The sequence below is a fragment of the Pantoea sp. X-Soil-OKNW-556 genome (assembly GCF_059730695.1).
The window spans coordinates 1-24,903 of the sequence record NZ_AP035990.1; the positions used below are offsets into that span (position 1 = coordinate 1).

At 53.0% G+C, this 24,903-nt stretch carries 25 protein-coding genes; 23 read left to right on the plus strand and 2 right to left on the minus strand.

All coding sequences use genetic code 11. The features are described 5' to 3' along the window. The first annotated feature begins 297 nt into the window (after window positions 1–297). The 21 genes from mnmG to AC6I8T_RS00105 all read left to right on the plus strand — a co-directional run bounded on the left by mnmG (window position 298) and on the right by AC6I8T_RS00105 (window position 21,084). Window positions 298–2,187 (plus strand): tRNA uridine-5-carboxymethylaminomethyl(34) synthesis enzyme MnmG, encoded by a 1,890-nt coding sequence (gene mnmG / locus AC6I8T_RS00005; RefSeq protein ID WP_021183626.1) that lies wholly within the window; start codon window positions 298–300, stop codon window positions 2,185–2,187. A 47-nt stretch (window positions 2,188–2,234) separates the two neighbouring features. Next, the gene (rsmG, locus tag AC6I8T_RS00010; RefSeq protein WP_208724451.1) at window positions 2,235–2,852 is read left to right on the plus strand and encodes a 16S rRNA (guanine(527)-N(7))-methyltransferase RsmG; all 618 of its coding nucleotides are present in this window, start codon (window positions 2,235–2,237) and stop codon (window positions 2,850–2,852) included. A gap of 713 nt (window positions 2,853–3,565) precedes the next feature. Further along, a complete protein-coding gene (atpI, locus tag AC6I8T_RS00015; protein ID WP_021183628.1) occupies window positions 3,566–3,946 on the plus strand; it encodes a F0F1 ATP synthase subunit I in 381 nt (126 codons plus the stop codon). 8 nt (window positions 3,947–3,954) lie between these two features. Then, window positions 3,955–4,773: a F0F1 ATP synthase subunit A gene (gene atpB / locus AC6I8T_RS00020; RefSeq protein WP_013511097.1), complete on the plus strand. Its 819-nt coding sequence runs from the start codon at window positions 3,955–3,957 to the stop codon at window positions 4,771–4,773. Window positions 4,774–4,823: 50 nt separating this feature from the next. After that, complete coding sequence (gene atpE / locus AC6I8T_RS00025) at window positions 4,824–5,063, plus strand: F0F1 ATP synthase subunit C (RefSeq protein ID WP_003849523.1); 240 nt, start codon at window positions 4,824–4,826, stop codon at window positions 5,061–5,063. Between the two features lie 106 nt (window positions 5,064–5,169). Next, window positions 5,170–5,640: a F0F1 ATP synthase subunit B gene (gene atpF / locus AC6I8T_RS00030; RefSeq protein ID WP_013511098.1), complete on the plus strand. Its 471-nt coding sequence runs from the start codon at window positions 5,170–5,172 to the stop codon at window positions 5,638–5,640. Between the two features lie 14 nt (window positions 5,641–5,654). Further along, entirely contained in the window at window positions 5,655–6,188 is a 534-nt protein-coding gene (atpH, locus tag AC6I8T_RS00035; protein WP_013511099.1) for a F0F1 ATP synthase subunit delta, read from the plus strand. Window positions 6,189–6,202: 14 nt separating this feature from the next. Next, window positions 6,203–7,744: a F0F1 ATP synthase subunit alpha gene (atpA, locus tag AC6I8T_RS00040; protein ID WP_013511100.1), complete on the plus strand. Its 1,542-nt coding sequence runs from the start codon at window positions 6,203–6,205 to the stop codon at window positions 7,742–7,744. A 52-nt stretch (window positions 7,745–7,796) separates the two neighbouring features. Then, window positions 7,797–8,663 carry a F0F1 ATP synthase subunit gamma gene (gene atpG / locus AC6I8T_RS00045; protein WP_021183630.1) on the plus strand — a complete coding sequence of 289 codons (867 nt, stop codon included), beginning with the start codon at window positions 7,797–7,799 and terminating at the stop codon, window positions 8,661–8,663. A gap of 30 nt (window positions 8,664–8,693) precedes the next feature. Next, a complete protein-coding gene (gene atpD, locus AC6I8T_RS00050; RefSeq protein ID WP_021183631.1) occupies window positions 8,694–10,091 on the plus strand; it encodes a F0F1 ATP synthase subunit beta in 1,398 nt (465 codons plus the stop codon). A gap of 24 nt (window positions 10,092–10,115) precedes the next feature. After that, window positions 10,116–10,535 carry a F0F1 ATP synthase subunit epsilon gene (locus AC6I8T_RS00055; protein ID WP_013511103.1) on the plus strand — a complete coding sequence of 140 codons (420 nt, stop codon included), beginning with the start codon at window positions 10,116–10,118 and terminating at the stop codon, window positions 10,533–10,535. Between the two features lie 221 nt (window positions 10,536–10,756). Then, window positions 10,757–12,127 carry a bifunctional UDP-N-acetylglucosamine diphosphorylase/glucosamine-1-phosphate N-acetyltransferase GlmU gene (glmU, locus tag AC6I8T_RS00060; protein WP_021183632.1) on the plus strand — a complete coding sequence of 457 codons (1,371 nt, stop codon included), beginning with the start codon at window positions 10,757–10,759 and terminating at the stop codon, window positions 12,125–12,127. Window positions 12,128–12,271: 144 nt separating this feature from the next. Further along, entirely contained in the window at window positions 12,272–14,101 is a 1,830-nt protein-coding gene (glmS, locus tag AC6I8T_RS00065; protein ID WP_021183633.1) for a glutamine--fructose-6-phosphate transaminase (isomerizing), read from the plus strand. Between the two features lie 141 nt (window positions 14,102–14,242). Further along, window positions 14,243–14,554, plus strand: a complete 312-nt coding sequence (locus tag AC6I8T_RS00070) for a DUF8812 domain-containing protein (RefSeq protein WP_497834274.1) — start codon at window positions 14,243–14,245, stop codon at window positions 14,552–14,554. Beyond that, complete coding sequence (locus AC6I8T_RS00075) at window positions 14,551–14,967, plus strand: lysozyme inhibitor LprI family protein (RefSeq protein ID WP_497833407.1); 417 nt, start codon at window positions 14,551–14,553, stop codon at window positions 14,965–14,967. Before AC6I8T_RS00070 ends, AC6I8T_RS00075 begins: the two co-directional genes overlap by 4 nt. Before the next feature lie 249 nt (window positions 14,968–15,216). Further along, on the plus strand, window positions 15,217–16,260 hold the full coding sequence (pstS, locus tag AC6I8T_RS00080) for a phosphate ABC transporter substrate-binding protein PstS (RefSeq protein ID WP_036625694.1): 1,044 nt from the start codon (window positions 15,217–15,219) through the stop codon (window positions 16,258–16,260). Window positions 16,261–16,322: 62 nt separating this feature from the next. Beyond that, the gene (gene pstC, locus AC6I8T_RS00085) at window positions 16,323–17,285 is read left to right on the plus strand and encodes a phosphate ABC transporter permease PstC (protein ID WP_208724455.1); all 963 of its coding nucleotides are present in this window, start codon (window positions 16,323–16,325) and stop codon (window positions 17,283–17,285) included. Beyond that, entirely contained in the window at window positions 17,282–18,169 is an 888-nt protein-coding gene (pstA, locus tag AC6I8T_RS00090; protein ID WP_208724456.1) for a phosphate ABC transporter permease PstA, read from the plus strand. The genes pstC and pstA overlap by 4 nt, the downstream gene beginning before the upstream one ends. 44 nt (window positions 18,170–18,213) lie before the next feature. Continuing rightward, a complete protein-coding gene (gene pstB, locus AC6I8T_RS00095) occupies window positions 18,214–18,987 on the plus strand; it encodes a phosphate ABC transporter ATP-binding protein PstB (RefSeq protein ID WP_021183638.1) in 774 nt (257 codons plus the stop codon). A gap of 16 nt (window positions 18,988–19,003) precedes the next feature. Next, window positions 19,004–19,738, plus strand: coding sequence for a phosphate signaling complex protein PhoU (phoU, locus tag AC6I8T_RS00100; RefSeq protein ID WP_021183639.1), 735 nt, complete (start codon window positions 19,004–19,006; stop codon window positions 19,736–19,738). A gap of 107 nt (window positions 19,739–19,845) precedes the next feature. Next, the gene (locus AC6I8T_RS00105) at window positions 19,846–21,084 is read left to right on the plus strand and encodes an MFS transporter (RefSeq protein ID WP_208724457.1); all 1,239 of its coding nucleotides are present in this window, start codon (window positions 19,846–19,848) and stop codon (window positions 21,082–21,084) included. Window positions 21,085–21,174: 90 nt separating this feature from the next. Here AC6I8T_RS00105 and yieH read toward each other — a convergent pair whose 3' ends face one another. Beyond that, on the minus strand, window positions 21,175–21,834 hold the full coding sequence (yieH, locus tag AC6I8T_RS00110; RefSeq protein WP_208724458.1) for a 6-phosphogluconate phosphatase: 660 nt from the start codon (window positions 21,832–21,834) through the stop codon (window positions 21,175–21,177). Window positions 21,835–21,973: 139 nt separating this feature from the next. Between yieH and AC6I8T_RS00115 the strand changes: the two genes are divergently transcribed. Then, window positions 21,974–23,287: an NCS2 family permease gene (locus AC6I8T_RS00115; RefSeq protein WP_208724459.1), complete on the plus strand. Its 1,314-nt coding sequence runs from the start codon at window positions 21,974–21,976 to the stop codon at window positions 23,285–23,287. A 32-nt stretch (window positions 23,288–23,319) separates the two neighbouring features. Here the strand turns inward: AC6I8T_RS00115 and AC6I8T_RS00120 are convergent, their stop codons facing one another. Then, the gene (locus AC6I8T_RS00120; RefSeq protein ID WP_208724460.1) at window positions 23,320–24,078 is read right to left on the minus strand and encodes a 4'-phosphopantetheinyl transferase family protein; all 759 of its coding nucleotides are present in this window, start codon (window positions 24,076–24,078) and stop codon (window positions 23,320–23,322) included. Between the two features lie 304 nt (window positions 24,079–24,382). Here AC6I8T_RS00120 and AC6I8T_RS00125 point away from each other — a divergent pair, with 304 nt between their 5' ends. After that, a complete protein-coding gene (locus AC6I8T_RS00125; RefSeq protein WP_208724461.1) occupies window positions 24,383–24,892 on the plus strand; it encodes a flavin reductase family protein in 510 nt (169 codons plus the stop codon). Window positions 24,893–24,903 lie beyond the last annotated feature (11 nt).

Genomic DNA, 24,903 nt, shown 5'->3' on the forward strand with positions numbered 1-24,903 from the left:
TGATGCTTTTCTGAGCTGTGGGTAAGTCCCGCTTTTGATCTCAGCTTATACGGATCTGGATCACCGATCATTCACAGCAAACGATCCTGAGCAACCTGCTGTTGAATAACTGTTTTTCCGGGTTATCAACAGAGAGCGGCGATCCTAATAAGAGATCTAACAGGAAGATCATTCAAAGAATAAAGATCCTTTCTTTTAAACCCCAGGATCCCACGGCTTTCACCGCAGACAGAATTTCAGTAGAATCCACCGCCCAGGGCAATGATCCCTGTCCGAATCTTAACGAGGTACCACTTCATGTTTTATCCAGATCCCTTTGACGTCATCGTAATTGGTGGTGGTCATGCGGGCACAGAAGCCGCAATGGCCGCTGCCCGAATGGGTCAGCAAACCCTGTTACTCACCCATGACATTGATAAGCTTGGACAAATGTCCTGTAACCCGGCGATCGGTGGCATCGGCAAAGGACACCTGGTGAAGGAAGTGGATGCCCTCGGCGGTTTGATGGCAACGGCAATCGACAAAGCAGGCATCCAGTTTAGGATACTAAACGCCAGCAAAGGCCCGGCGGTTCGCGCGACCCGTGCTCAGGCAGACCGTGTGCTTTATCGTCAGGCAGTACGTACCGCGCTGGAGAATCAGCCTAACCTGATGATCTTCCAGCAGGCGGTTGATGATCTGATTGTGGAAAATGATCGCGTGGTCGGTGCTGTGACCCAAATGGGTCTGAAGTTTCGTGCCAAAACCGTGGTGCTGACCGTTGGGACCTTCCTTGACGGCAAAATTCATATCGGTATGGACAACTACAGCGGTGGCCGTGCGGGTGATCCGCCATCTATCCCGCTGTCAAAACGTCTGCGAGCCCTGCCTCTGCGCGTAGGCCGTTTGAAAACCGGTACCCCGCCGCGCATTGATGCTCGCACCATCGACTTTAGCCAGTTGGCTCCGCAGCATGGCGACAACCCGATGCCGGTGTTTTCGTTCATGGGCAATGTGTCGCAGCATCCGCAGCAGGTACCGTGCTGGATCACCTATACCAACGAACAAACGCATGATGTGATCCGCAACAACCTCGATCGCAGCCCGATGTATGCCGGGGTGATCGAAGGGATCGGCCCGCGTTATTGCCCGTCGATCGAAGACAAAGTCATGCGCTTTGCCGATCGTAACGCACATCAGATCTTCCTGGAGCCGGAAGGACTGACCAGCAACGAAATTTACCCGAACGGTATCTCGACCAGTCTGCCATTTGATGTGCAGATGCAAATCGTCCGTTCAATGAAAGGTCTGGAAAACGCGAAGATTGTCCGTCCGGGTTATGCCATCGAGTATGATTTCTTCGACCCTCGCGATTTGAAACCGACGCTGGAAAGTAAATATATCCAGGGTCTGTTCTTTGCCGGCCAGATCAACGGCACCACCGGTTATGAAGAAGCGGCAGCCCAGGGGTTACTGGCTGGTCTGAACGCCGCCCGTCAGTCTGCGGACAAAGATGGTTGGGCACCGCGTCGCGATCAGGCTTATATGGGGGTGTTGGTTGACGATCTGTGTACGCTGGGGACGAAAGAACCCTACCGTATGTTTACCTCCCGTGCTGAATATCGTCTGATGCTGCGTGAAGACAACGCCGATCTGCGTCTGACCGAAGCCGGTCGCGAAATGGGTCTGGTGGATGATGCGCGTTGGGCGCGTTACAACCAGAAACTGGAAGCGATTGAGCTGGAACGCCAGCGTCTGCGCGATCAGTGGGTGCATCCGAAATCAGAAAACGTGGCGGAAGTGAACAGTATTCTCAGCGCACCGCTAACGAAAGAAGCCAGCGGTGAAGATTTACTGCGTCGCCCGGAAATGACTTACGCATTGCTGACGTCACTTAACAGCTATGGCCCGGCGCTGGCGGATGAACAGGCCGCTGAGCAGGTTGAGATCCAGGTGAAATACGAAGGTTACATTGCCCGCCAGCAGGAAGAAATTGATCGCCAGCAGCGTAATGAAAACACGTTACTGCCCACCGATCTTGATTACCGTCAGGTGAGTGGTTTGTCGAATGAAGTGATCGCAAAACTCAACGACCACAAACCCAGTTCGATCGGCCAGGCATCTCGCATTTCAGGCATTACGCCCGCTGCGATCTCCATTTTGCTGATTTACCTGAAAAAACAGGGTCTGCTGCGTAAAAGCGCATGATTTACCACGGGGCGGGCCGGCTCGCCCCCGTTAATGGAATTCTCGTCGTGATTAACAAACTCTCCGCGCTGCTGAAAGCGGCAAACATTTCCCTCTCCGATCAACAAAAACAACAACTGGTTGGTTATGTTGAGTTGCTGCATAAATGGAATAAGGCCTACAACCTGACATCGGTGCGCGATCCACAGCAAATGCTGGTACGCCATATTCTCGACAGTATTGTGGTTGAGCCGCATTTACAGGGGGAGCGCTTTATTGATGTGGGAACCGGACCTGGATTACCGGGTATTCCGTTGGCGATTGTGCGTCCACAAGCGCATTTTACCTTGCTCGATAGTCTGGGTAAGCGCGTACGTTTCCTGCGCCAGGTTCAACATGAGTTAGGACTTACTAACGTTACCCCGGTGCAGAGCCGTGTGGAAGAGTTTCCGGCTGAGCCGCCTTTTGATGGCGTGATCAGCCGTGCTTTTGCTTCACTTGAGGATATGGTGAACTGGTGTCATCATCTGCCTTCGGCGCAAGGTCACTTCTACGCCCTGAAAGGCGTCCGCCCGGATGATGAAATTACAACCTTACCGGCGGGTTTTGTGGTGCAGCAGATTTATCCGTTGCAGGTGCCGGAACTGGACGGTGAGCGTCATTTGGTGGTCATTGCCCGGCAATAGCCCCTAAAAGGGTATGGATTAATACCAATCCATACCCTTTGAGTTACTCCACCGGGTGGATAAAAAAACAGCAATCGAACGCTGGACGATAAAGAGATTTATTCAGCAGGGCAGGGGAAGCGAGTTAACATTCCCATTAGAAATTATCCGAAAAGCTCTGTTACATTTAACGTTTAATTCACATTTTATTATCAGTTAGATCACTTCTCTGGGTGTATTTACGGAAAACAATAGTCACGCCGGAAAATATAACTCTGCAATAAATCGGCGTACGTAATATCAGTTTTACGTTTTTATTGCGCCGGGAGATGTCAATAGAGTGTTTTTATCGTTAATCCAGTCGATGTGGCATGAATATAATTTTATCTTTCTGAAAAATATGAAGTTGCACCTGCTTTGAAATCGATATTTCTTTGTTCAAAACAAAATCACATCTTGCCCACATGCTTATAATGTGATCTGAAGCACGCTTTAAAAGCAAGCAGCAGGCGCAATTTCACCTGCTGAATCCCTCTATCCTGGATGTGAATCTTTTGAGAAATAGCCCTCCGGAAAGAAATTTAAATAATTGTTCACCTTTTCGCTACTTAGCGATTGAAATCGCAGGTGCGGCCCGTATAATTTGCACGGCTTTTGCTGCTTGACTCAAATGAGTAAAGGCAGTCTTATACGACACGCGACATACCCCGTTTGGGGCAGGAGAGTTCAGCACCATGTCAGTGTCTCTTTACAGTGTGAAATTGGCCCGAACCGTGCTGCTTATTCAGCTGGTGACTTTTGTCGTAATCGGTGCGTTGTTTACCCTGAAAGATGTCATCTGGGGTGCCTCCGCCATCGCCGGTGGAGTGGCAGCCTGGCTGCCGAATGTGTTGTTTATGTTTTTAGCCTGGCGCCTGCAGGGGCAAACACCGGCCAAAGGGCGCGTAGCCTGGAGCTTCGCCTTCGGTGAAGTGTTAAAGGTGTTCGCCACCATTATTTTTCTCATTGTGGCGTTGGGTGTGTTTGGAGCGGTCTTCTGGCCTCTCGCAATCACCTGGTTATCGGTGCTGGTGGTGCAGATCGTCGCACCGGCTGTAATTAACAACAAAGGGTAAGAGGCATCATGGCTGCAGGAGAAATCTCTACTCCGCAAGAATACATAGGTCACCACCTGAATAACCTTCAGCTGGACCTGCGTACTTTCGAGTTAGTGAATCCGCACGACGCTCCCGCGACGTTCTGGGTATTAAATATCGATTCCATGTTTTTCTCTCTGGTGCTGGGACTTATCTTCCTGGTGTTGTTCCGTAAAGTGGCAAAAAGCGCCACCAGCGGTGTGCCAGGGAAATTACAAGCGGCTATCGAACTGGTTGTCGGTTTCGTTGATAACAACGTGCGCGACATGTACCACGGTAAAAGCAAACTTATCGCCCCGCTGGCTCTGACGATTTTCGTCTGGGTCTTCCTGATGAACTTCATGGATCTGTTGCCTATCGACCTGCTGCCGTTTATCGGCGAGCACTATTTAGGCCTGCCGGCGCTGCGTGTCGTGCCGTCTGCAGACGTGAACATCACGCTGTCTATGGCGTTGGGCGTATTTATTTTGATTCTGTTCTACAGCATCAAAATGAAAGGTGTAGGTGGCTTCGCCAAAGAGCTGACGCTGCAGCCTTTTAATCACCCGATCTTCATCCCCATCAACCTGATTCTTGAAGGTGTTAGCCTGCTGTCCAAACCGGTTTCACTCGGTCTGCGACTGTTCGGTAACATGTATGCGGGTGAGCTGATCTTTATCCTGATTGCCGGTCTGCTGCCGTGGTGGTCGCAGTGGGTGTTAAATGTGCCGTGGGCCATTTTCCACATCCTGATTATTTCGCTGCAGGCTTTCATTTTCATGGTCCTCACGATCGTCTATCTGTCGATGGCATCTGAAGAACATTGATTTTTTATCTCAACTACTTAGCTTTTAACTGAAACAAACTGGAGACTGTCATGGAAAACCTGAATATGGATCTGCTGTACATGGCTGCCGCTGTGATGATGGGCCTGGCGGCAATCGGTGCTGCGATCGGTATCGGCATCCTCGGAGGTAAATTCCTGGAAGGCGCAGCGCGTCAGCCGGATCTGATTCCTCTGCTGCGCACGCAGTTCTTTGTTGTAATGGGTCTGGTGGATGCTATCCCGATGATCGCTGTTGGTCTGGGTCTCTACGTGATGTTTGCTGTCGCCTAAAGCCTGTAGCCTTGTTTCTCACGGCACCCGGTGTGGTGAGAAACGGATTCTGCCGCTTATCATTGATAACGGCAGAGCAAGTTAACTTAATAAGAGGCATTGTGCTGTGAACATTAATGCAACAATCCTCGGCCAGGCCATCGCGTTCATCCTGTTTGTCGCGTTTTGCATGAAGTACGTATGGCCGCCGATTATGGCTGCCATCGAAAAGCGTCAGAAAGAAATTGCTGACGGCCTTGCTTCTGCTGAACGCGCGAAGAAAGATTTGGATCTCGCGCAGGCCAATGCGACCGACCAGCTGAAAAAAGCCAAAGAAGAAGCCCAGGTCATTATCGAGCAGGCGAACAAACGCCGTGCGCAGATTCTGGACGAAGCGAAAACTGAAGCCGAAACTGAACGTAACCGCATCGTGGCGCAGGCGCAGGCAGAAATCGAAGCCGAGCGTTCGCGTGCCCGTGAAGAGCTGCGTAAGCAAGTCGCGTTGCTGGCATTAGCTGGCGCCGAGAAGATCATCGAACGTTCCGTGGATGAAGCTGCTAACAGCGACATCGTTGATAAACTGGTCGCTGAACTGTAAGGAGGGAGGGGCTGATGTCTGAACTGATTACTGTAGCTCGCCCCTACGCCAAAGCAGCTTTTGACTTTGCTGTTGAGCATCAAAGTATTGAACGCTGGCAAAATATGCTGGCGTTTGCCGCAGAAGTGGCTGGCAACGAACAGATGGCAGATCTCCTTGCTGGTGCCTTAGCACCAGAAGCTTTATCTGCTTCTTTCATCGCAGTCTGTGGTGATCAACTGGATGAATACGCCCAGAACCTGATTAAGGTGATGGCGGAAAACGGACGTTTGACAGCGCTTCCGGCTGTACTGGAACAGTTCATTCAACTGCGTGACGCTCACGAAGCGACAGCCGAAGTTGATGTGATTTCTGCCAGTACGCTGAGTGACAGCCAGCTGACCAAAATCAGCGCCGCGATGGAAAAACGTCTGTCACGCAAAGTTAAGCTGAATTGCAAAATTGATAAGTCTGTAATGGCAGGCGTGGTCATCCGTGCGGGTGATCTGGTGATTGATGGCAGCGTGCGCGGCCGTCTTGAGCGTCTGGCAGACGTCTTGCAGTCTTAAGGGGACTGGAGCATATGCAACTGAATTCCACCGAAATCAGCGAACTGATCAAGCAGCGCATTGCTCAGTTCAATGTCGTGAGCGAAGCTCACAATGAAGGTACTATTGTTTCTGTAAGTGACGGTATCATCCGCGTACACGGCCTGGCCGATGTCATGCAGGGTGAAATGATTGCCCTGCCGGGTAACCGTTACGCTATCGCCCTGAACCTCGAGCGTGACTCTGTAGGTGCGGTGGTGATGGGTCCGTACGCTGACCTCGCCGAAGGCATGAAGGTTAAGTGTACTGGCCGTATTCTGGAAGTGCCGGTTGGTCGTGGCCTGCTGGGCCGCGTAGTGAACACCCTGGGTGCTCCGATCGACGGTAAAGGCGCAATCGACAACGACGGCTTCTCGCCAGTTGAAGTGATTGCACCGGGCGTTATCGACCGTCAGTCCGTTGATGAGCCGGTTCAGACTGGTTACAAATCTGTCGATGCGATGATTCCAATCGGCCGTGGCCAGCGTGAGCTGATCATCGGTGACCGTCAGACCGGTAAAACCGCGATGGCGATCGATGCCATCATCAACCAGCGTGATTCAGGCATCAAATGCGTGTACGTTGCGATTGGTCAGAAAGCCTCTACCATCTCTAACGTGGTACGTAAGCTGGAAGAGCATGGCGCACTGGCTAACACCATCGTCGTTGTCGCTTCTGCTTCTGAATCTGCTGCTCTGCAATACCTGGCACCGTATGCGGGTTGCGCAATGGGCGAATACTTCCGTGACCGCGGTGAAGATGCGCTGATCGTATACGATGACCTGTCCAAGCAGGCCGTTGCTTACCGTCAGATTTCTCTGCTGCTGCGTCGTCCGCCGGGTCGTGAAGCATTCCCTGGCGACGTGTTCTACCTCCACTCTCGTCTGCTGGAGCGTGCATCACGCGTAACCGCTGATTACGTTGAGCGTTTCACCAATGGTGAAGTGAAAGGTAAGACCGGCTCACTGACTGCACTGCCGATTATCGAAACTCAGGCGGGTGACGTTTCTGCGTTCGTTCCGACCAACGTGATTTCAATCACCGATGGTCAGATCTTCCTGGAATCTAACCTGTTCAACTCCGGTATTCGTCCGGCAGTTAACCCGGGTATCTCGGTATCCCGTGTTGGTGGCGCTGCTCAGACCAAGATCATCAAGAAACTGTCTGGTGGTATCCGTACTGCACTGGCACAGTATCGTGAACTGGCTGCGTTCTCTCAGTTCGCTTCCGATCTGGATGATGCGACTCGTAAACAGCTGAGCCACGGTCAGAAAGTGACCGAGCTGCTGAAACAGAAACAGTATGCGCCGATGTCCGTTGCGCAGCAGGGTCTGGTGCTGTTTGCTGCAGAGCGTGGCTTCCTGAACGACGTTGAGCTGGCAAAAATTGGTAGCTTCGAAGCAGCGCTGCTGGCGTTTGCTGACCGCGACCACGCTGAGCTGATGGCTGAAATCAATCAGGCGGGTAACTACAACAACGAAATCGAAGAGAAGCTGAAAGGCCTCCTCGAAACGTTTAAAGCAACCCAGTCCTGGTAATGTCTGGCGGCTTGTCTGAAAAGGCAGGCCGCAAGGCTTTGAGGAGAAGCTAATGGCCGGCGCAAAAGAGATACGTACCAAGATCGGAAGCGTGAAAAACACGCAGAAGATCACCAAAGCGATGGAAATGGTCGCCGCCTCCAAGATGCGTAAAACGCAGGAACGCATGGCGGCCAGCCGTCCGTATGCAGATACCATGCGCAAAGTGATTGGTCACCTTGCGTTAGGCAATCTGGAATACAAGCACCCTTACCTGGATGAGCGCGACGTTAAGCGCGTCGGCTACCTGGTCGTTTCGACTGACCGCGGGCTTTGTGGTGGTTTGAACATTAACCTGTTCAAAAAAGTGCTGGCAGAAATGAAAGCCTGGACTGATAAAGGCGTACAGAGCGATCTGGCGATTATCGGCTCAAAAGGGCTTGGTTTCTTCGGTTCTGTTGGTGGCAACATCGTGGCGCAGGTCACAGGCATGGGTGATAAACCTTCACTGTCTGAACTGATCGGCCCGGTAAAAGTGATGTTGCAGGCTTATGATGAAGGCCGTATCGACAAGCTGTATATCGTCAGCAACAAATTTAATAACACCATGTCTCAGACTCCGACCATTACCCAACTGCTGCCGTTACCGCCAGCGGAAGGTGAAGAAGAGATGAAGGCGAAGACCTGGGATTACCTGTACGAACCCGATCCGAAGGCGCTGCTGGATACTCTGCTGCGTCGTTATGTCGAATCGCAGGTTTATCAGGGTGTGGTGGAAAACCTGGCCAGTGAGCAGGCCGCACGTATGGTGGCGATGAAAGCCGCAACCGATAACGGCGGAAATCTGATCAAAGAGCTGCAGTTGGTTTACAACAAAGCTCGTCAGGCCAGCATCACCCAGGAACTTACCGAGATCGTCTCGGGAGCCTCCGCGGTTTAACCAGGTTTGGAATTAGGTAGAGGATTCAAGATGGCAGCTGGAAAGATTGTCCAGATTATCGGCGCCGTAGTTGACGTCGAATTCCCTCAGGATGCCGTACCGCAAGTGTACAGCGCTCTTGAGGTTAAGAATGGTGATGCTCGTCTGGTGCTGGAAGTTCAGCAGCAGCTGGGTGGTGGCGTGGTTCGTACCATCGCCATGGGTTCTTCTGACGGCCTGAAGCGCGGTCTGGAAGTAGCCGACCTGAAAAAACCGATCCAGGTTCCGGTTGGTAAAGCAACCCTCGGCCGTATCATGAACGTGCTGGGTGAGCCGATCGACATGAAAGGCGACCTGGTTGAAGAAGACGGCAGCGCAGTAGAGGTTTCCTCTATTCACCGCGCCGCGCCTTCTTATGAAGATCAGTCTAACTCGCAGGAACTGCTGGAAACCGGCATCAAGGTTATCGACCTGATGTGTCCGTTCGCTAAGGGCGGTAAAGTCGGTCTGTTCGGTGGTGCGGGTGTTGGTAAAACCGTAAACATGATGGAGCTGATCCGTAACATCGCGGCTGAGCACTCAGGTTACTCGGTATTTGCTGGTGTGGGTGAGCGTACTCGTGAGGGTAACGACTTCTACCACGAAATGACTGACTCCAACGTTATCGACAAAGTAGCGCTGGTGTATGGCCAGATGAACGAGCCGCCGGGTAACCGTCTGCGCGTAGCACTGACCGGTCTGACCATGGCGGAGAAATTCCGTGATGAAGGCCGTGACGTTCTGCTGTTCATCGACAACATCTATCGTTACACCCTGGCCGGTACAGAAGTATCTGCACTGCTGGGTCGTATGCCTTCAGCGGTAGGTTATCAGCCGACGCTGGCTGAAGAGATGGGTGTGTTGCAGGAGCGTATTACCTCCACTAAGACGGGTTCAATCACCTCCGTTCAGGCCGTTTACGTCCCTGCGGATGACTTGACTGACCCGTCTCCGGCGACCACCTTCGCCCACTTAGACTCAACCGTAACGCTGAGCCGTCAGATCGCATCCCTGGGTATCTACCCGGCCGTTGACCCGCTGGATTCTACCAGCCGTCAGCTGGATCCGCTGATCGTTGGTCAGGAGCACTACGATGTTGCGCGTGGCGTGCAGTCTCTGCTGCAGCGTTACCAGGAACTGAAAGACATCATCGCCATCCTCGGTATGGACGAGCTGTCTGAAGACGACAAACTGCTGGTGGCACGCGCACGTAAGATTCAGCGCTTCCTGTCTCAGCCGTTCTTCGTTGCTGAAGTCTTCACCGGTTCTCCAGGTAAGTACGTAACGCTGAAAGACACCATCCGTGGCTTCAAAGGCATCATGGAAGGCGAATTCGACCATCTGCCAGAGCAGGCTTTCTACATGGTTGGCGCGATCGACGAAGCCGTGGAAAAAGCGAAGAAACTGTAATAACGGTTTCCCGGGAGGAATGATATGGCTATGACTTATCACCTGGATGTTGTCAGCGCGGAGCAACAAATGTTCTCCGGTCTGGTGCAGAAAATCCAGGTGTCAGGTAGCGAAGGTGAGCTGGGGATTTACCCTGGTCACGCCCCGCTCCTGACTGCCATCAAGCCTGGTATGATTCGCATCGTTAAACAGCACGGCGAAGAGGAGTATATCTACCTCTCTGGCGGCGTGCTGGAAGTTCAGCCGGGCAGCACCACCGTTCTGGCCGACACCGCGATTCGTGGTGAAGACCTCGACGAAGCGCGCGCGCTGGAAGCGAAACGTAAAGCAGAAGAACACATGAGCAGCAGCCACGGCGACGTGGACTATGCTCAGGCCTCTGCCGAACTGGCGAAAGCTATCGCGAAGCTGCGTGTTATCGAGCTGACCAAAAAAGCGATGTAATCAGGCTTTATGCGTCACGAAGTGCCAGCCCATTGGGCTGGCATTTTTTTTGCCTGCGGTTCCGGAAAAAATAAAAACAACGCGATATTTTGCACATACCGTAGCGGCGCAATTTATTGCGCACTGCCTTTCGTCATCCTCTAATTTCGATCCGAGAAAAATGTAGTAATCTCAGAGGTAAACCTTAAACTTTCGAAAGCTAAAACAGAGTCAGGATAGTTATGTCTACAAGTGCGATGAGTGTGGTGATTCTTGCCGCTGGCAAGGGCACCCGTATGTATTCCGATCTCCCCAAAGTTCTGCATACCCTGGCAGGAAAACCCATGGTCCAGCATGTGATTGATGCTGCAACCGGGTTGGGCGCACAGCAAATCCATCTGGTTTACGGCCACGGCGGCGATCAACTTAAAGCTCAGCTTTCTGGTAACACCCTGAATTGGGTGTTACAGGCGCAACAGCTTGGCACCGGGCATGCGATGCAGCAGGCAGCCCCCTGGTTCGCAGATGACGAAGACATTGTGATGCTGTACGGCGACGTTCCGTTGATCTCCCTGGAAACGTTGCAGCGCCTGCGTAGCGCTAAACCTGCGGGTGGCATCGGTCTGCTCACCGTGGTGCTCGACAATCCCACCGGCTATGGCCGCATCGTGCGTGAAAACGACACCATTACCGGGATCGTGGAACAAAAAGATGCTTCGCCCGAACAACTGAAGATTCAGGAGATTAACACCGGCATCCTGATTGCTAACGGTGGTGATCTCAAACGCTGGCTGTCACAGTTGAATAATAACAACGCGCAAGGCGAGTTCTATATCACCGACATTATTGCGATGGCACATCAGGAAGGGCGTCTGGTGCAGGCTGTCCATCCGGCGCGCATCAGCGAAACCGACGGTGTAAATAATCGCCTGCAACTGGCAGCGTTGGAACGTGCTTACCAGGCTGAACAGGCCGAGAAACTGTTGTTGGCAGGTGTGATGCTGCGTGACCCGGCACGTTTCGATCTGCGTGGCACGTTAAAACACGGACGCGATGTTGAAATCGATACCAATGTGATTATCGAAGGCGACGTCACCCTGGGCGATCGGGTGAAAATTGCGGCGGGTTGTATCATCAAAAACAGCGTGATTGCTGATGATTGTGAAATCAGCGCGTATTCGGTGATCGAGGATGCCAATCTGGCCGCGGCTTGTACCGTTGGTCCGTTTGCTCGTTTACGCCCCGGAAGCGAACTGGGAGAGAAGGCTCACGTTGGCAACTTCGTTGAAATGAAGAAAGCCACCCTTGGAAAAGGTTCCAAAGCCGGTCACCTCTCTTATCTTGGCGACGCGGAGATTGGCGACGATGTGAATATCGGCGCTGGCACCATCACCTGTAATTACGATGGCGCGAATAAATCTAAAACCATCATTGGCGACAACGTGTTTGTGGGTTCCGATACCCAGCTGGTGGCTCCGGTGACTGTCGCCAGTGGCGCGACAATTGCGGCGGGCACCACAGTGATGAAAGACGTACCCGCCGCCGTTCTGGTTTACAACCGCAAAGAACAGAACCAGAAAGCGGGCTGGAAGCGCCCGGAAAAGAAAAAGTAATTTTTAATGGCCGACAAAGATCGGCCTGTTAGCAGTAAATATAACTACATCCCCACTCTCTACAAGGCTCGGGGAACCGGCGATGCCGGATATCAGGTCAGATGACAACGCAATGGCCGAAAGCCATGAAGTCAGGAAACTATTATGTGTGGAATTGTTGGTGCAGTAGCACAGCGCGACATTGCAGAAATTCTGCTGGAAGGTCTGCGTCGTCTTGAGTATCGCGGTTACGATTCGGCGGGTTTGGCCGTCGTTGATCGTCAAGGCCATGTGACGCGTCTGCGTCGCTTGGGCAAAGTGCAAAAGTTGGCAGAAGCGGCGGAACAGCAGCCGTTGATTGGCGGCACCGGTATTGCTCATACCCGTTGGGCTACCCACGGTGAACCCTCAGAAGCCAATGCGCATCCGCATATCTCTGAGCACATCATCATTGTGCATAACGGCATCATTGAGAACCATGAACCGTTGCGTGCGCAGCTGATTGAGCGCGGTTACTCATTCGCGTCAGAAACTGACACCGAAGTGGTGGCACATCTGGTGCACTGGGAACAGAAACAAGGCGGTTCGCTGCGTGAAGTGGTGCTGCGGGTGATCCCGCAACTGCGCGGCGCCTATGGCATGGTGATTATGGACAGCCGCGATCCCTCCGTGCTGGTGGCCGCGCGTTCCGGTAGCCCGCTGGTGGTAGGCCGTGGCGTCGGCGAAAACTTTATCGCTTCCGATCAGCTGGCACTGCTGCCGGTGACACGCCGCTTCATCTATCTGGAAGAGGGCGATATCGCTGAGATTACCCGCCGCGAAGTGACTATTGTCGATCGCAATGGCACGCCGGTAACTCGCGCCGAGATCGAATCTAACGTCCAGTATGATGCCGGTGACAAAGGGATTTACCGTCACTACATGCAGAAAGAGATTTATGAACAGCCGATGGCGATCAAAAACACCTTAACCGGTCGTTTCAGCCACGGTGAAGTCGATCTCAGCGAACTTGGCCCACAAGCGGAAGCTCTGCTGAGCAAAGTTGAGCATATCCAGATTATCGCCTGCGGCACCTCATACAACTCCGGTATGGTTTCGCGTTACTGGTTCGAATCACTGGCAAACATTCCCTGCGATGTCGAAATTGCCTCTGAATTCCGCTATCGCAAATCGGCGGTGCGTAAAAACAGCCTGCTGATCACCCTGTCACAGTCCGGTGAAACTGCCGATACGCTGGCCGCGCTGCGTCTGTCGAAAGAGCTGGGCTATCTGGGTTCGCTGGCCATCTGTAACGTGGCGGGGTCGTCGCTGGTACGTGAATCCGATTTGTCACTGATGACCAAAGCGGGTACCGAGATCGGGGTAGCCTCCACCAAAGCCTTTACCACGCAGCTCACCGTGTTGTTGATGCTGGTAGCGAAACTGGGCCGCCTGCATGGCATGTCTGCTGATACCGAACACGAGATTGTCCATGGGTTACAGGCGCTGCCGAGCCGTATTGAGCAGATGCTGGCGCAGGATAAGGTGATCGAAAACCTGGCAGAAGGTTTCTCTGACAAGCATCATGCGTTGTTCCTTGGCCGTGGCGATCAGTATCCGATCGCCATGGAAGGTGCGCTGAAGCTGAAAGAGATCTCCTATATCCACGCGGAAGCCTACGCGGCCGGGGAGTTGAAACATGGCCCGCTGGCGCTGATTGACGCCGATATGCCAGTAATCGTGGTAGCACCGAATAACGAACTGCTGGAGAAGCTGAAGTCCAACATCGAAGAGGTGCGTGCACGCGGCGGTCTGCTGTATGTATTTGCCGATCAGGATGCAGGTTTTAGCGACAGCGATGGCATGAAGATTATCTCTCTGCCGCATGTGGAAGAGGTGATTGCGCCAATCTTCTACACCGTGCCGCTGCAACTTCTTTCCTACCATGTCGCGTTGATTAAAGGTACCGATGTCGATCAACCGCGTAACCTGGCGAAATCAGTGACTGTTGAATAGGGCTGCTATTAGCTAATCTGATCCAGATTATTTAAGGGTTATGCATTTTCAAATGCATAACCTTTTTTGTTTGTGACATGAGGGCGGAATATTTTTGTTCTCATCATTGATGCACTGCTTCCATTGTAAAATCTATTCATTATTTCGCGTGAATCTCAGGCTCGCCTGTTCGAACTTATTTACCCATCCTATGCTTCACGCGCGCGCAAAATCTATGAGTCTTATGCTGCGGTGGTTCAACACGCGACACCATGGCTGAGTTTACATAAAGCCATCCGTGAGATGATTATTGTGGATCTTGTTTATCAGGGACTGGGATATCGCACGGTTCTTGAACCTTGCATGGCAAATGACTTCGATTCACTGATCCATTTTATTGAAACCGATCATCGTACTCGGAGATACGAAAGAGGTCGCCAGCGTGCAAATTATTTACGGAGAAACAGGAATTGATTCATATAAAACATCTCGCTTTTTTATCGATAGTCTACGGTATTTTCTCCAGCAACATGGCCTGGGCCGACGATTGTGATAACGCCGCAAATGATACTGAAGTTCATCAATGTCTGGAAAATAAGAAAGACAATGCGGAAAAAGTTCTTAATGCTGAGTACGCGAAAGCAAAAGATCGTATAAAGCAGGGGCTACGTGACTCACCTTCTGACACCGAGGCTTATCTGGACATTTTTGTCAAAGCGCAGCGTAGCTGGCTGGACTTAAGAAAGTATCAGTGTGAGATGGAGGCTTTTGGTGCCGATAAATCCAAAAATCCATACCTTGATGCTATCAATGATTGCACCGCCAAAATGGATAATGAAAGAACACATATCCTGATGCAGATCCCTTATGATGGTCTGAGTGGTTAGGCTAATGTGAAGCAAACGGGGCTGATGTGCGCCGACTCGACACATTAGCTCCGCCACAGAAAAACAATCTTAACAGCCTGTTATACAACGTCTCGTCGTCTTATACCGGAGTCGGTACCTTTGTCATAAAACTGTCATATTTCGTACATTTGACTGTCATCAAACTGTCCTATTTTCCCTCCAGCAGCAATCAATGACTCTTACTAAAATGGCATAGAGCCTGATTTTTTTAACTCCCCTGGAGGGAACATGACACTGATGCGTAGCACCGTAGCCCGAATCCTCGCCGCCACCTTCGCAGTAAGCGCGGTCTCTGCTTTTGCAGCAACCGATCTGACTGGCGCAGGCGGGACGTTCCCGGCACCGGTTTATGCCAAGTGGGCAGCAGAATACCAGCAAGCCACCGGTAGCAAAGTAAACTATCAGGGTATTGGTTCTTCGGGCGGCGTGAAGCAAATCATCGCCAAAACCGTCGATTTCGGTGCGTCAGATGCGCCGATGAAAGATGAAGATCTGCAAAAAAATGGCCTGTTCCAGTTCCCGACCGTGATCGGTGGTGTGGTTCTGGCGGTTAACATCCCTGGCGTGAAGTCTGGTCAGCTGACCCTCGACGGTAAAACCGTTGGTGACATTTACCTGGGCAATATCAAAAAGTGGAACGATCCGGCGATCACCAAACTGAACCCGGGCGTGAAACTGCCAGATACCAACATCAACGTGGTACGCCGCGCTGACGGTTCCGGTACCTCTTTCGTCTTCACCAGCTACCTGTCTAAAGTGAACGAAGAGTGGAACAGCAAAATTGGTAAAGGCAACACCGTAAACTGGCCGACCGGTCTGGGCGGTAAAGGTAACGACGGCGTGGCGGCATTCGTCCAGCGTCTGCCGGGTTCAATCGGCTACGTCGAGTACGCGTATGCCAAGCAGAACAACCTGACTTACACCAAGTTGCACGATGCTGATGGCAAAGCTGTGGCACCGAGCGAAACCAGCTTTGCTAACGCGGCCAAAGGCGCGAACTGGAGCGAATCTTTTGCCCAGGACCTGACTTTCCAGAAAGGCAACGATGCATGGCCGATCACTTCCACCACCTTCATCCTGGTTTATAAAGATCAGGCTAATGCAGAGAAAGGTAGCGAAGTGCTGAAGTTCTTCGACTGGGCTTACAAAAATGGTGGAAAAACGGCGACCAGCCTGGATTACGCAGCTCTGCCAGAAAGCGTGACCACGCAGATTCGTGATGCCTGGAAAGCCAACATCAAAGATTCTTCCGGCAAAGCGCTGTACAAGTAAGTGAATGACCTGGCCAGCCGACAGGCTGGCCACCCTGACTTCCCCTGAGAACAGAGACTTCTATGGCTGCCACTAAGCCGACGTTTAAAGCCCCTGGCAAACAAGGTGACATGATCTTCGGCGCGCTGGTGAAACTGGCTGCGCTGATTGTGTTATTGCTGCTGGGTGGCATCATCGTCTCCCTGATTTTCTCCTCCTGGCCCAGTATCCAGAAATTTGGTTTCTCATTCCTGTGGACCAAAACCTGGGATGCGCCTAACGAACAATTTGGTGCGCTGGTGCCGATTTACGGTACCGTCGTAACCTCGCTGATTGCGCTGCTCATCGCCGTTCCGGTGAGCTTCGGTATCGCCCTGTTCCTGACGGAACTGGCACCAGGCTGGCTGCGTCGTCCACTCGGCACTGCAATCGAGCTGCTGGCGGCCATCCCCAGCATCGTCTATGGCATGTGGGGCCTGTTTATTTTCGCGCCACTCTTTGCCGAGTACTTTCAGACGCCGGTTGGCGACATCATGTCGAATATCCCGATTGTGGGTGCGCTGTTCTCCGGCCCGGCTTTTGGGATCGGTATCCTGGCGGCAGGCGTTATCCTCGCCATCATGATCATCCCGTACATTGCTTCGGTGATGCGTGATGTGTTCGAACAGACCCCGGTGATGATGAAAGAGTCGGCCTACGGTATTGGCTGCACCACCTGGGAAGTGATTTGGCGTATCGTGTTGCCCTTCACCAAAAACGGTGTGATTGGCGGTGTGATGCTCGGTCTGGGCCGTGCATTGGGTGAGACGATGGCGGTAACCTTTATCATCGGTAACACCTACCAGCTCGACAGCGCATCGCTGTTTATGCCGGGCAACAGCATCACCTCGGCACTGGCGAATGAATTTGCTGAGGCAGAATCCGGTGTCCATGTGGCGGCATTGATGGAGCTGGGGCTGATCCTGTTTGTCATCACCTTTATCGTACTGGCGATCTCCAAACTGATGATTTTGCGTTTGGCGAAAAGTGAAGGAGCCCGGTCATGACAACCATTGAATTGCAGGCCCGCGCTGAACTGGAAGCCTCGCGTCGCAAAATGCAGGCATGGCGCAGCACCAAAAATAAAATCGCGCTGACCCTTTCGCTGCTGACGATGGCATTTGGTCTGTTCTGGCTGATCTGGATCCTGTTTACCACCATTTCCCGTGGTATTGATGGCCTTTCCTGGTCGCTGTTTACTGAATCTACCCCGCCACCCAATACCGCTGGCGGTGGCCTGGCGAACGCCCTCGCAGGCAGTGGTTTACTGATTTTCTGGTCAACCTTCTTTGGCACACCGCTGGGCATCATGGCGGGGATCTACCTTGCCGAATATGGTCGCAAGCACTGGCTGGCAGAGGTGATTCGTTTTATTAACGATATCCTGCTGTCTGCACCGTCAATTGTGGTGGGGTTGTTCGTTTACACCATCGTGGTGGCGCAGATGCAGCACTTCTCCGGTTGGGCAGGCGTGGTGGCACTGGCGTTGTTGCAGATTCCCATCGTGATCCGTACCACTGAGAATATGCTGCGTCTGGTGCCTGATAGCATGCGTGAAGCCGCTTATGCGCTGGGGACGCCGAAATGGAAGATGATTTCAGCTATCACCCTCAAGGCCTCAGTCTCCGGCATTATCACCGGTGTGCTGCTGGCGATTGCGCGTATTGCCGGTGAAACCGCACCGTTGCTGTTTACTGCGCTGTCGAACCAGTTCTGGAGCACCGACATGATGCAGCCGATCGCCAACCTGCCAGTCACCATCTTTAAATTTGCCATGAGTCCCTTTGCGGAATGGCAAAGTCTGGCGTGGGCGGGTGTGCTGATCATCACCCTGTGCGTATTGCTGCTGAACATCCTGGCACGCGTGATTTTCTCTAAGAGCAAACACTAATTTCCCGGCGCGGCTATGGCAGCGCGGTACATGAGAGACGAGCAATGAGTATGGCAACTTCTTCTGCCGGCAAAATTCAGGTGCGCAATCTGAACTTCCATTACGGGAAATTCCATGCGCTGAAAAACATCAATCTGGACATCGCAAAGAACCAGGTCACCGCGTTTATCGGGCCATCCGGCTGTGGTAAATCGACCCTGCTGCGCACCTTCAATAAAATGTATTCGCTCTACCCTGAGCAGCGTGCAGAAGGTGAGATTCTGTTGGATGGGGACAATATTCTGGCGTCAAGCCAGGATATTGCCCTGCTGCGCGCCCGTGTGGGCATGGTGTTCCAGAAACCTACGCCGTTCCCGATGTCGATTTACGACAACATCGCGTTTGGTGTCCGTCTGTTTGAAAAGCTGTCGCGTGCTGATATGGATGAGCGCGTGCAGTGGGCGCTGACGAAAGCAGCGCTGTGGAATGAAACCAAAGACAAGCTCCATCAGAGTGGTTACAGTCTCTCCGGCGGTCAGCAGCAGCGTTTGTGCATCGCTCGCGGCATTGCGATTCGCCCGGAAGTGTTGCTGCTGGATGAGCCATGCTCGGCGCTGGATCCCATCTCCACGGGCCGTATCGAAGAGTTGATCACCGAGCTGAAGCAGGATTACACCGTAGTGATTGTGACTCACAACATGCAACAGGCGGCGCGCTGTTCCGATCATACCGCCTTTATGTATCTGGGTGAGCTGATTGAATTCAGCGATACCGATACGCTGTTTACCAAGCCAGCGCAAAAGCAGACAGAAGACTACATTACCGGTCGTTACGGCTGATTTGACGGAGACGCACATGGATAATTTAAATCTGAACAAACATATCTCCGGTCAGTTCAACGCTGAGCTGGAACACATTCGCACTCAGGTGATGATCATGGGTGGCATGGTGGAGCAGCAGCTTACCGACGCCATTACCGCGATGCATAACCAGGATGGCGATCTGGCGCAGCGAGTCATCGACGGCGACCAGAAGGTCAACATGATGGAAGTGGAGATTGATGAAGCCTGCGTGCGCATCATCGCCAAACGCCAGCCTACCGCCAGCGATTTACGTCTGGTGATGGCGATCATCAAGACCATCTCTGAGCTGGAACGTATTGGGGACGTGGCGGAAAAAATCAGCCGCACCGCGCTGGAGAAATTTAGCCAGCAACATCTGCCGCTGCTGGTGAGCCTGGAATCACTCGGTCACCATACCGTACAGATGCTGCATGACGTGCTGGATGCTTTTGCGCGCATGGATCTCAACGCGGCGATCGATATCTACCGTGAAGACAAGAAGGTGGATAAAGAGTACGAGGGTATTGTGCGTCAGTTAATGACCTACATGATGGAAGACCCGCGTACCATCCCCAGCGTACTGACTGCGCTGTTCTGTGCCCGTGCCATTGAGCGTATCGGTGACCGCTGCCAGAACATCTGTGAGATCATCTTCTATTTTGTGAAGGGCCAGGATTTCCGTCATGTTGGCGGCGACAAGCTGGATGAATTGTTGTCCGGCGACGATGGCAGCAACAAACCTTCCTGATAACCCCGTGGCTGCTGGTTTTACTGGCAGCCATCTCCATTTCTGATTGGTCTCAAGTCTTTCCGCTCTTTATACTTGGCGCACTTTTTACTGCAAGGTGCTGCTGCATGTCCCTCTCCCCACACAAGAAACAGAGCGTAACCCCGGCAAAAGCGATGTTGGCCGCCGTCAGTGGCTATGCGATGGATGGCTTCGATCTGCTGATCCTCGGCTTTATGTTACCGGCAATCAGCGTCTCGCTGGCGCTCGATCCTTCTCAGGCCGGTTCGCTGGTCACCTGGACGCTGATTGGTGCCGTGGTCGGCGGAATTGTTTTTGGTCATCTGAGCGACCGCTTTGGCCGTATCCGCATTCTCACCGTCACCATTCTCATGTTCTCAATATTCACCGGATTGTGTGCGGTGGCACAGGGATATTGGGATCTGCTGGCGTATCGTACCTTTGCCGGAATGGGGCTGGGGGGAGAATTCGGTATCGGCATGGCGCTGATTGCTGAAGCCTGGCCGCAGGAGAAGCGTAACCGTGCTTCAGCGTGGGTCGGTATCGGCTGGCAACTGGGGGTGTTGCTGGCGGCTTTTATCACGCCGCCACTGCTGAGCGTGATTGGCTGGCGCGGAATGTTCCTGGTGGGCCTGCTGCCTGCGTTGGTTTCGTTTGTGATTCGGCGCAGCATGGGCGAGCCGGAAGGCTTTACCCGACATGTGGCCAAAACGCCGCAATTGTCGTTTGCGGCGCGTATTCGATTGTTGTTTAGCGATCGCGCCACCAGCAAAGCCAGTCTGGGGATTTTCATTCTTTGCTCGGTGCAGAACTTTGGTTACTACGGACTGATGATCTGGATGCCGAGTTATCTCTCCTCCAGCTTCGGTTTCAGCCTGACCAAATCCGGCCTGTGGACCGCCGTCACTGTCGTGGGCATGACTTTTGGCATCTGGCTGTTCGGTGTACTGGCGGATCGCTTCGCACGTTGGAAAATTTTCCTGCTATATCAATTCGGTGCGGTCGTGATGGTGGTCATTTACGCTCAGCTACGTGATCCCACCGTGATGCTGTTTACCGGGGCGCTGATGGGGATGTTTGTGAATGGCATGATTGGCGGTTATGGCGCGCTGATTTCCGACACCTTTCCAACCCAGGCGCGTGCTACGGCGCAGAACGTTTTGTTTAACCTCGGACGTGGTGTAGGGGGTTTTGGTCCGCTGGTTATTGGCTTACTGGCAACGAAAATTTCATTCGCGGCAGCGATTACCCTGCTGGCGCTGATTTATCTGCTGGATATCGTCGCGACGCTGTTTTTATTGCCGAAGAAGCAGGGCAATGAGGATTCACTCGGCGCGATAGGCTGAGCGTAGCGGCGCGATTTATCACGCAAGATCTTGCGTGCTGCGGGAAAACCCCGCGCGATGAATCGCGCCGCTACGGGACCCTGTGGACAGTTACACCAACGCCCAACCGCGCGCGCGCCACAAGTCGGGTAGCTGCGTCATATCATCAAATCGGGTCACCAGCGGGTGATCCAGTTCCGGGTTATGCGCATCGGCGCAGTAATAAAACACCGGAATGCCCGCGGCGATCCCTGCGCGGGCACCGGCCTCGGAGTCATCCACCAGAATGCACTTCTCAATCGGTACCTGCATTTGTTCTGCGGCGTGATACATCAACTCCGGGTCCGGCTTCCAGTGGTTGATGTCATAACCGCTGTAAAGATGTGCTGCAAAGTACGGCAACATGCCGGTCAGCCCCAATGAATGTTGCATCTTTTTCACCGTACCATTTGAGACGACGCACATCGGGACTTTGACTTGTTCCACCAGCGCTTTCGCTCCGGCAATGGGCTTCAGTTCTAAATCGAATAAGCGTGCTACCTCGGCGCGGTACGCCGTTTCCACCTCATCCATCGGCAATTCAGTCTGATGTTCCGCAGAAACATCACGGATGATGTCGTAGAGTTTTACCCCTTTGTATTTTTCAAACATCTCCTGTAGTGAGAGTTCAATACCGTAGCGGGCAAAGGTGTTGACGTAGGATTGTGTACAGATCACCTCACTGTCGACCAGCGTGCCATCACAATCAAAAAAAACACATTCAACTGACATCAGACATCATCCTTTTGCTAAACAAGAAGCTGTCACTCTAACGCACTGTGCGCACCGAGCAAACGCTTGCGAAAAATCAGTGTGCTGGTCAGTCAAAATCTATAGGATACGCGCGTTAAATTTTTCAGCGGAATAAGCTATGAACAAGCAGGGTCTGTTGCAACGCGTCTTTAAGTTGCAGGAACACGGCACCACCGTGCGTACAGAAGTGATCGCCGGTTTCACCACCTTTCTGACGATGGTTTACATCGTTTTCGTCAACCCGCAGATTCTGGGTGCCGCTGGCATGGACACCCAGGCGGTGTTTGTCACCACCTGCCTGATCGCGGCATTCGGCAGCATCCTGATGGGGCTGGTGGCGAATCTGCCGGTGGCGCTGGCACCCGCAATGGGACTGAATGCCTTCTTTGCTTTTGTGGTCGTCGGTGCAATGGGGTATTCGTGGCAGATCGGGATGGGCGCGATCTTCTGGGGGGCGCTGGGATTGTTGATCCTCACGCTGCTGCGCGTGCGTTACTGGATGATCGCCAATATCCCGCTGAGTCTGCGTGTTGGCATCACCGCGGGCATCGGGCTTTTTATCGCCATGATGGGACTGAAAAATGCCGGCATTATCGTGTCAAATGCCGACACCCTGGTGACGGTGGGCAACCTGACCTCACATAGCGTACTTCTGGGGGCACTTGGCTTCTTTATTATCGCTATTCTCGCCTCTCGCAACATTCATGCGGCGGTACTGGTATCGATTGTGGTGACCACGGCGATTGGCTTGCTGCTTGGCGATGTGAAGTTCACCGGCATTTTCGCGACACCACCATCCGTGGGCGCTGTCGTTGGGCAAGTTGATCTCAAAGGTGCGCTTAATATCGGTATGGCCGGGGTGATTTTCTCCTTTATGCTGGTCAACCTGTTCGATTCCTCCGGCACGCTGATCGGTGTGACCGACAAAGCGGGACTGACCAATGAAAAAGGCACCTTCCCGCGTATGCAGCAGGCGCTGTTTGTCGATAGCGTCAGCTCGGTGGCGGGTTCGCTGATCGGCACCTCTTCCGTCACTGCTTATATCGAAAGTTCTTCTGGCGTAGCGATTGGCGGGCGCACCGGGTTGATGGCGGTGATCACCGGCATTCTGTTCCTGCTGGTGATGTTCCTGTCGCCGCTGGCGGCGATGGTGCCGTCCTACGCGGCAGCGGGGGCGTTAATCTACGTCGGTGTATTGATGACGGCATCGCTGTCGCGGGTGCGTTGGGATGATCTCACTGAAGCGGTTCCGGCGTTTGTCACTGCGGTAATGATGCCGTTCAGTTTCTCCATCACGGAAGGTATTGCGCTGGGCTTTATTGCTTATTGCGTAATGAAACTGGGGACTGGCCGTTGGCGTGAAATCAGTCCGTGCGTAGTGGTGGTCGCGCTGCTGTTTGTGCTGAAAATCGCCTTTATTGATGCCCACTAACACGTTACAGGCCGCATAAGCGGCCTGTTTTGTCACAGATGTCCCATTTCCTGGGGAGTGGTGCGTTCGCTCGGCAGGCTGGTCAGGCGTAGCGTGCGTGGTCCGATATTTGGTTTACTTATCTCCACGTCGCGCAACGGCATCCATTGATGGTTGGCATCAATTTCCCACAGCCGGAGCCGTTCGGTGCCGGGGGAGAGCGCACAGGACCAGACCAGCGTCGGTTCGGCATCGCACACCGCCTGAATATCAGGAAATATACTGGAGCGCAGGCGTCCCGCGGCTGGATGTAGTCGCAGCGAATCGATACCGCTTTCGGCTTCTCCGGTGAGTTTGAGGATGCTTTGGCGCAGGGTCCAGATTTGCGTTACCGCTTCCATAAAATCCTGTTGCGCATTAATCCAGGCTTTCTCTCCGGAAGAGAGATCCTGCGTTAATGTATCCTGAGTCTGGCGGCTATGGGCGCGTACAATCTCCATATCCAGCCCGGCACGCCCGCCTTCTTCGGCCAGCAGCACACCCACCATGTTCCCGGCGTAGGCAATGCTGAAATCAGGCAGGGCAGAATCGGCAAAACAAGGGCGTCCACTGCTGGTGGTCACAAGCGGTGGTAATTCATTGATACCATAGACGCGTAACATTAGCTGCGCCAACAGCCCACGCGCGGCGAGAAAGCGTCCCCGACGCTTGTCGGGCAGGCGCTGTGCGCTATTGATCACATCCTGTGGGACCCGCATTGTCTCAGAGGAGAGGGGCGGGTTACCCGTCCAACGAACAAAATGACTAGCCATCTGTCGCTCCGTGAAAATGGTCGGATAATCATCAGGTCTATTGTAAGAATTTTCTCATGGCTTTGCATCCGGCATTACATGGAATACCTGAATTTCAGATAACGCCGAAGGTCATGACAATGCGCTGACGCCGCATCAGCCGCTGTTTCATGGTAGTAGTTTGCTGATAAATGCCTGAATGGATGCTGAATAGCCTGATGTGGTGTAGGATTTGGGCGGTAAAAAAAAGCTGGCTGATGAGAAAATTATGATCGCTAAATTTCAGCCGCGCTTCATCGCAGAATAACGCACGTCGGAGTTTTTTATGTCAGTTACTTCATCACACCAGGAATCAATTTCTCTGGATGACTTTCGTCATGGTATGCGCCGTCTGGCTTCAGGTGTCTCGCTGGTTACCACGCAACACGCGGGTGAAAAATATGGCCTGATTGCCTCCTCAGTCAGTTCACTGGCAGCGGAACCGCCGAGCTTGCTGGTATGTGTCAATCAAAGTGCCACCAGCCACGCCTATTTTTTGCAGGCGGGCCATTTCGCCGTCAACGTACTGCGTGAGCAACATGCGGATTTGTGTGCTCAGTTCAGTCAGTCATCACGCCGTGAGGAACGTTTCCAGACCGGCAACTGGCAGACGATCACCACAGGCGCGCCAGTGCTGGCCGATGCCCTGGTGAGTTTTGATTGTCAGTTGGAAAAAGTGGTGGAATGGCATACCCACAGCGTGCTGCTGGCACGGATTGTCGGTATCAATCTGGCCGGGGAAGCTGCCGAGCCTATGGTCTACTTCAACAGTGGTTTTCATTCGCTGGGTCTGTAGCGCCGCGATTT

Bases quoted from the DNA above. Each gene is read 5' to 3' on its own strand.
- mnmG (WP_021183626.1), top strand. From the start codon at position 298: ATGTTTTATCCAGATCCCTTTGACGTCATCGTAATTGGTGGTGGTCAT.
- atpI (WP_021183628.1), top strand. From the start codon at position 3,566: ATGTCAGTGTCTCTTTACAGTGTGAAATTGGCCCGAACCGTGCTGCTT.
- atpB (WP_013511097.1), top strand. From the start codon at position 3,955: ATGGCTGCAGGAGAAATCTCTACTCCGCAAGAATACATAGGTCACCAC.
- atpE (WP_003849523.1), top strand. From the start codon at position 4,824: ATGGAAAACCTGAATATGGATCTGCTGTACATGGCTGCCGCTGTGATG.
- atpH (WP_013511099.1), top strand. From the start codon at position 5,655: ATGTCTGAACTGATTACTGTAGCTCGCCCCTACGCCAAAGCAGCTTTT.
- atpA (WP_013511100.1), top strand. From the start codon at position 6,203: ATGCAACTGAATTCCACCGAAATCAGCGAACTGATCAAGCAGCGCATT.
- atpG (WP_021183630.1), top strand. From the start codon at position 7,797: ATGGCCGGCGCAAAAGAGATACGTACCAAGATCGGAAGCGTGAAAAAC.
- atpD (WP_021183631.1), top strand. From the start codon at position 8,694: ATGGCAGCTGGAAAGATTGTCCAGATTATCGGCGCCGTAGTTGACGTC.
- AC6I8T_RS00055 (WP_013511103.1), top strand. From the start codon at position 10,116: ATGGCTATGACTTATCACCTGGATGTTGTCAGCGCGGAGCAACAAATG.
- glmU (WP_021183632.1), top strand. From the start codon at position 10,757: ATGTCTACAAGTGCGATGAGTGTGGTGATTCTTGCCGCTGGCAAGGGC.
- glmS (WP_021183633.1), top strand. From the start codon at position 12,272: ATGTGTGGAATTGTTGGTGCAGTAGCACAGCGCGACATTGCAGAAATT.
- pstS (WP_036625694.1), top strand. From the start codon at position 15,217: ATGACACTGATGCGTAGCACCGTAGCCCGAATCCTCGCCGCCACCTTC.
- pstC (WP_208724455.1), top strand. From the start codon at position 16,323: ATGGCTGCCACTAAGCCGACGTTTAAAGCCCCTGGCAAACAAGGTGAC.
- pstA (WP_208724456.1), top strand. From the start codon at position 17,282: ATGACAACCATTGAATTGCAGGCCCGCGCTGAACTGGAAGCCTCGCGT.
- pstB (WP_021183638.1), top strand. From the start codon at position 18,214: ATGAGTATGGCAACTTCTTCTGCCGGCAAAATTCAGGTGCGCAATCTG.
- phoU (WP_021183639.1), top strand. From the start codon at position 19,004: ATGGATAATTTAAATCTGAACAAACATATCTCCGGTCAGTTCAACGCT.
- AC6I8T_RS00105 (WP_208724457.1), top strand. From the start codon at position 19,846: ATGTCCCTCTCCCCACACAAGAAACAGAGCGTAACCCCGGCAAAAGCG.
- yieH (WP_208724458.1), bottom strand. From the start codon at position 21,834: ATGTCAGTTGAATGTGTTTTTTTTGATTGTGATGGCACGCTGGTCGAC.
- AC6I8T_RS00115 (WP_208724459.1), top strand. From the start codon at position 21,974: ATGAACAAGCAGGGTCTGTTGCAACGCGTCTTTAAGTTGCAGGAACAC.
- AC6I8T_RS00120 (WP_208724460.1), bottom strand. From the start codon at position 24,078: ATGGCTAGTCATTTTGTTCGTTGGACGGGTAACCCGCCCCTCTCCTCT.
- AC6I8T_RS00125 (WP_208724461.1), top strand. From the start codon at position 24,383: ATGTCAGTTACTTCATCACACCAGGAATCAATTTCTCTGGATGACTTT.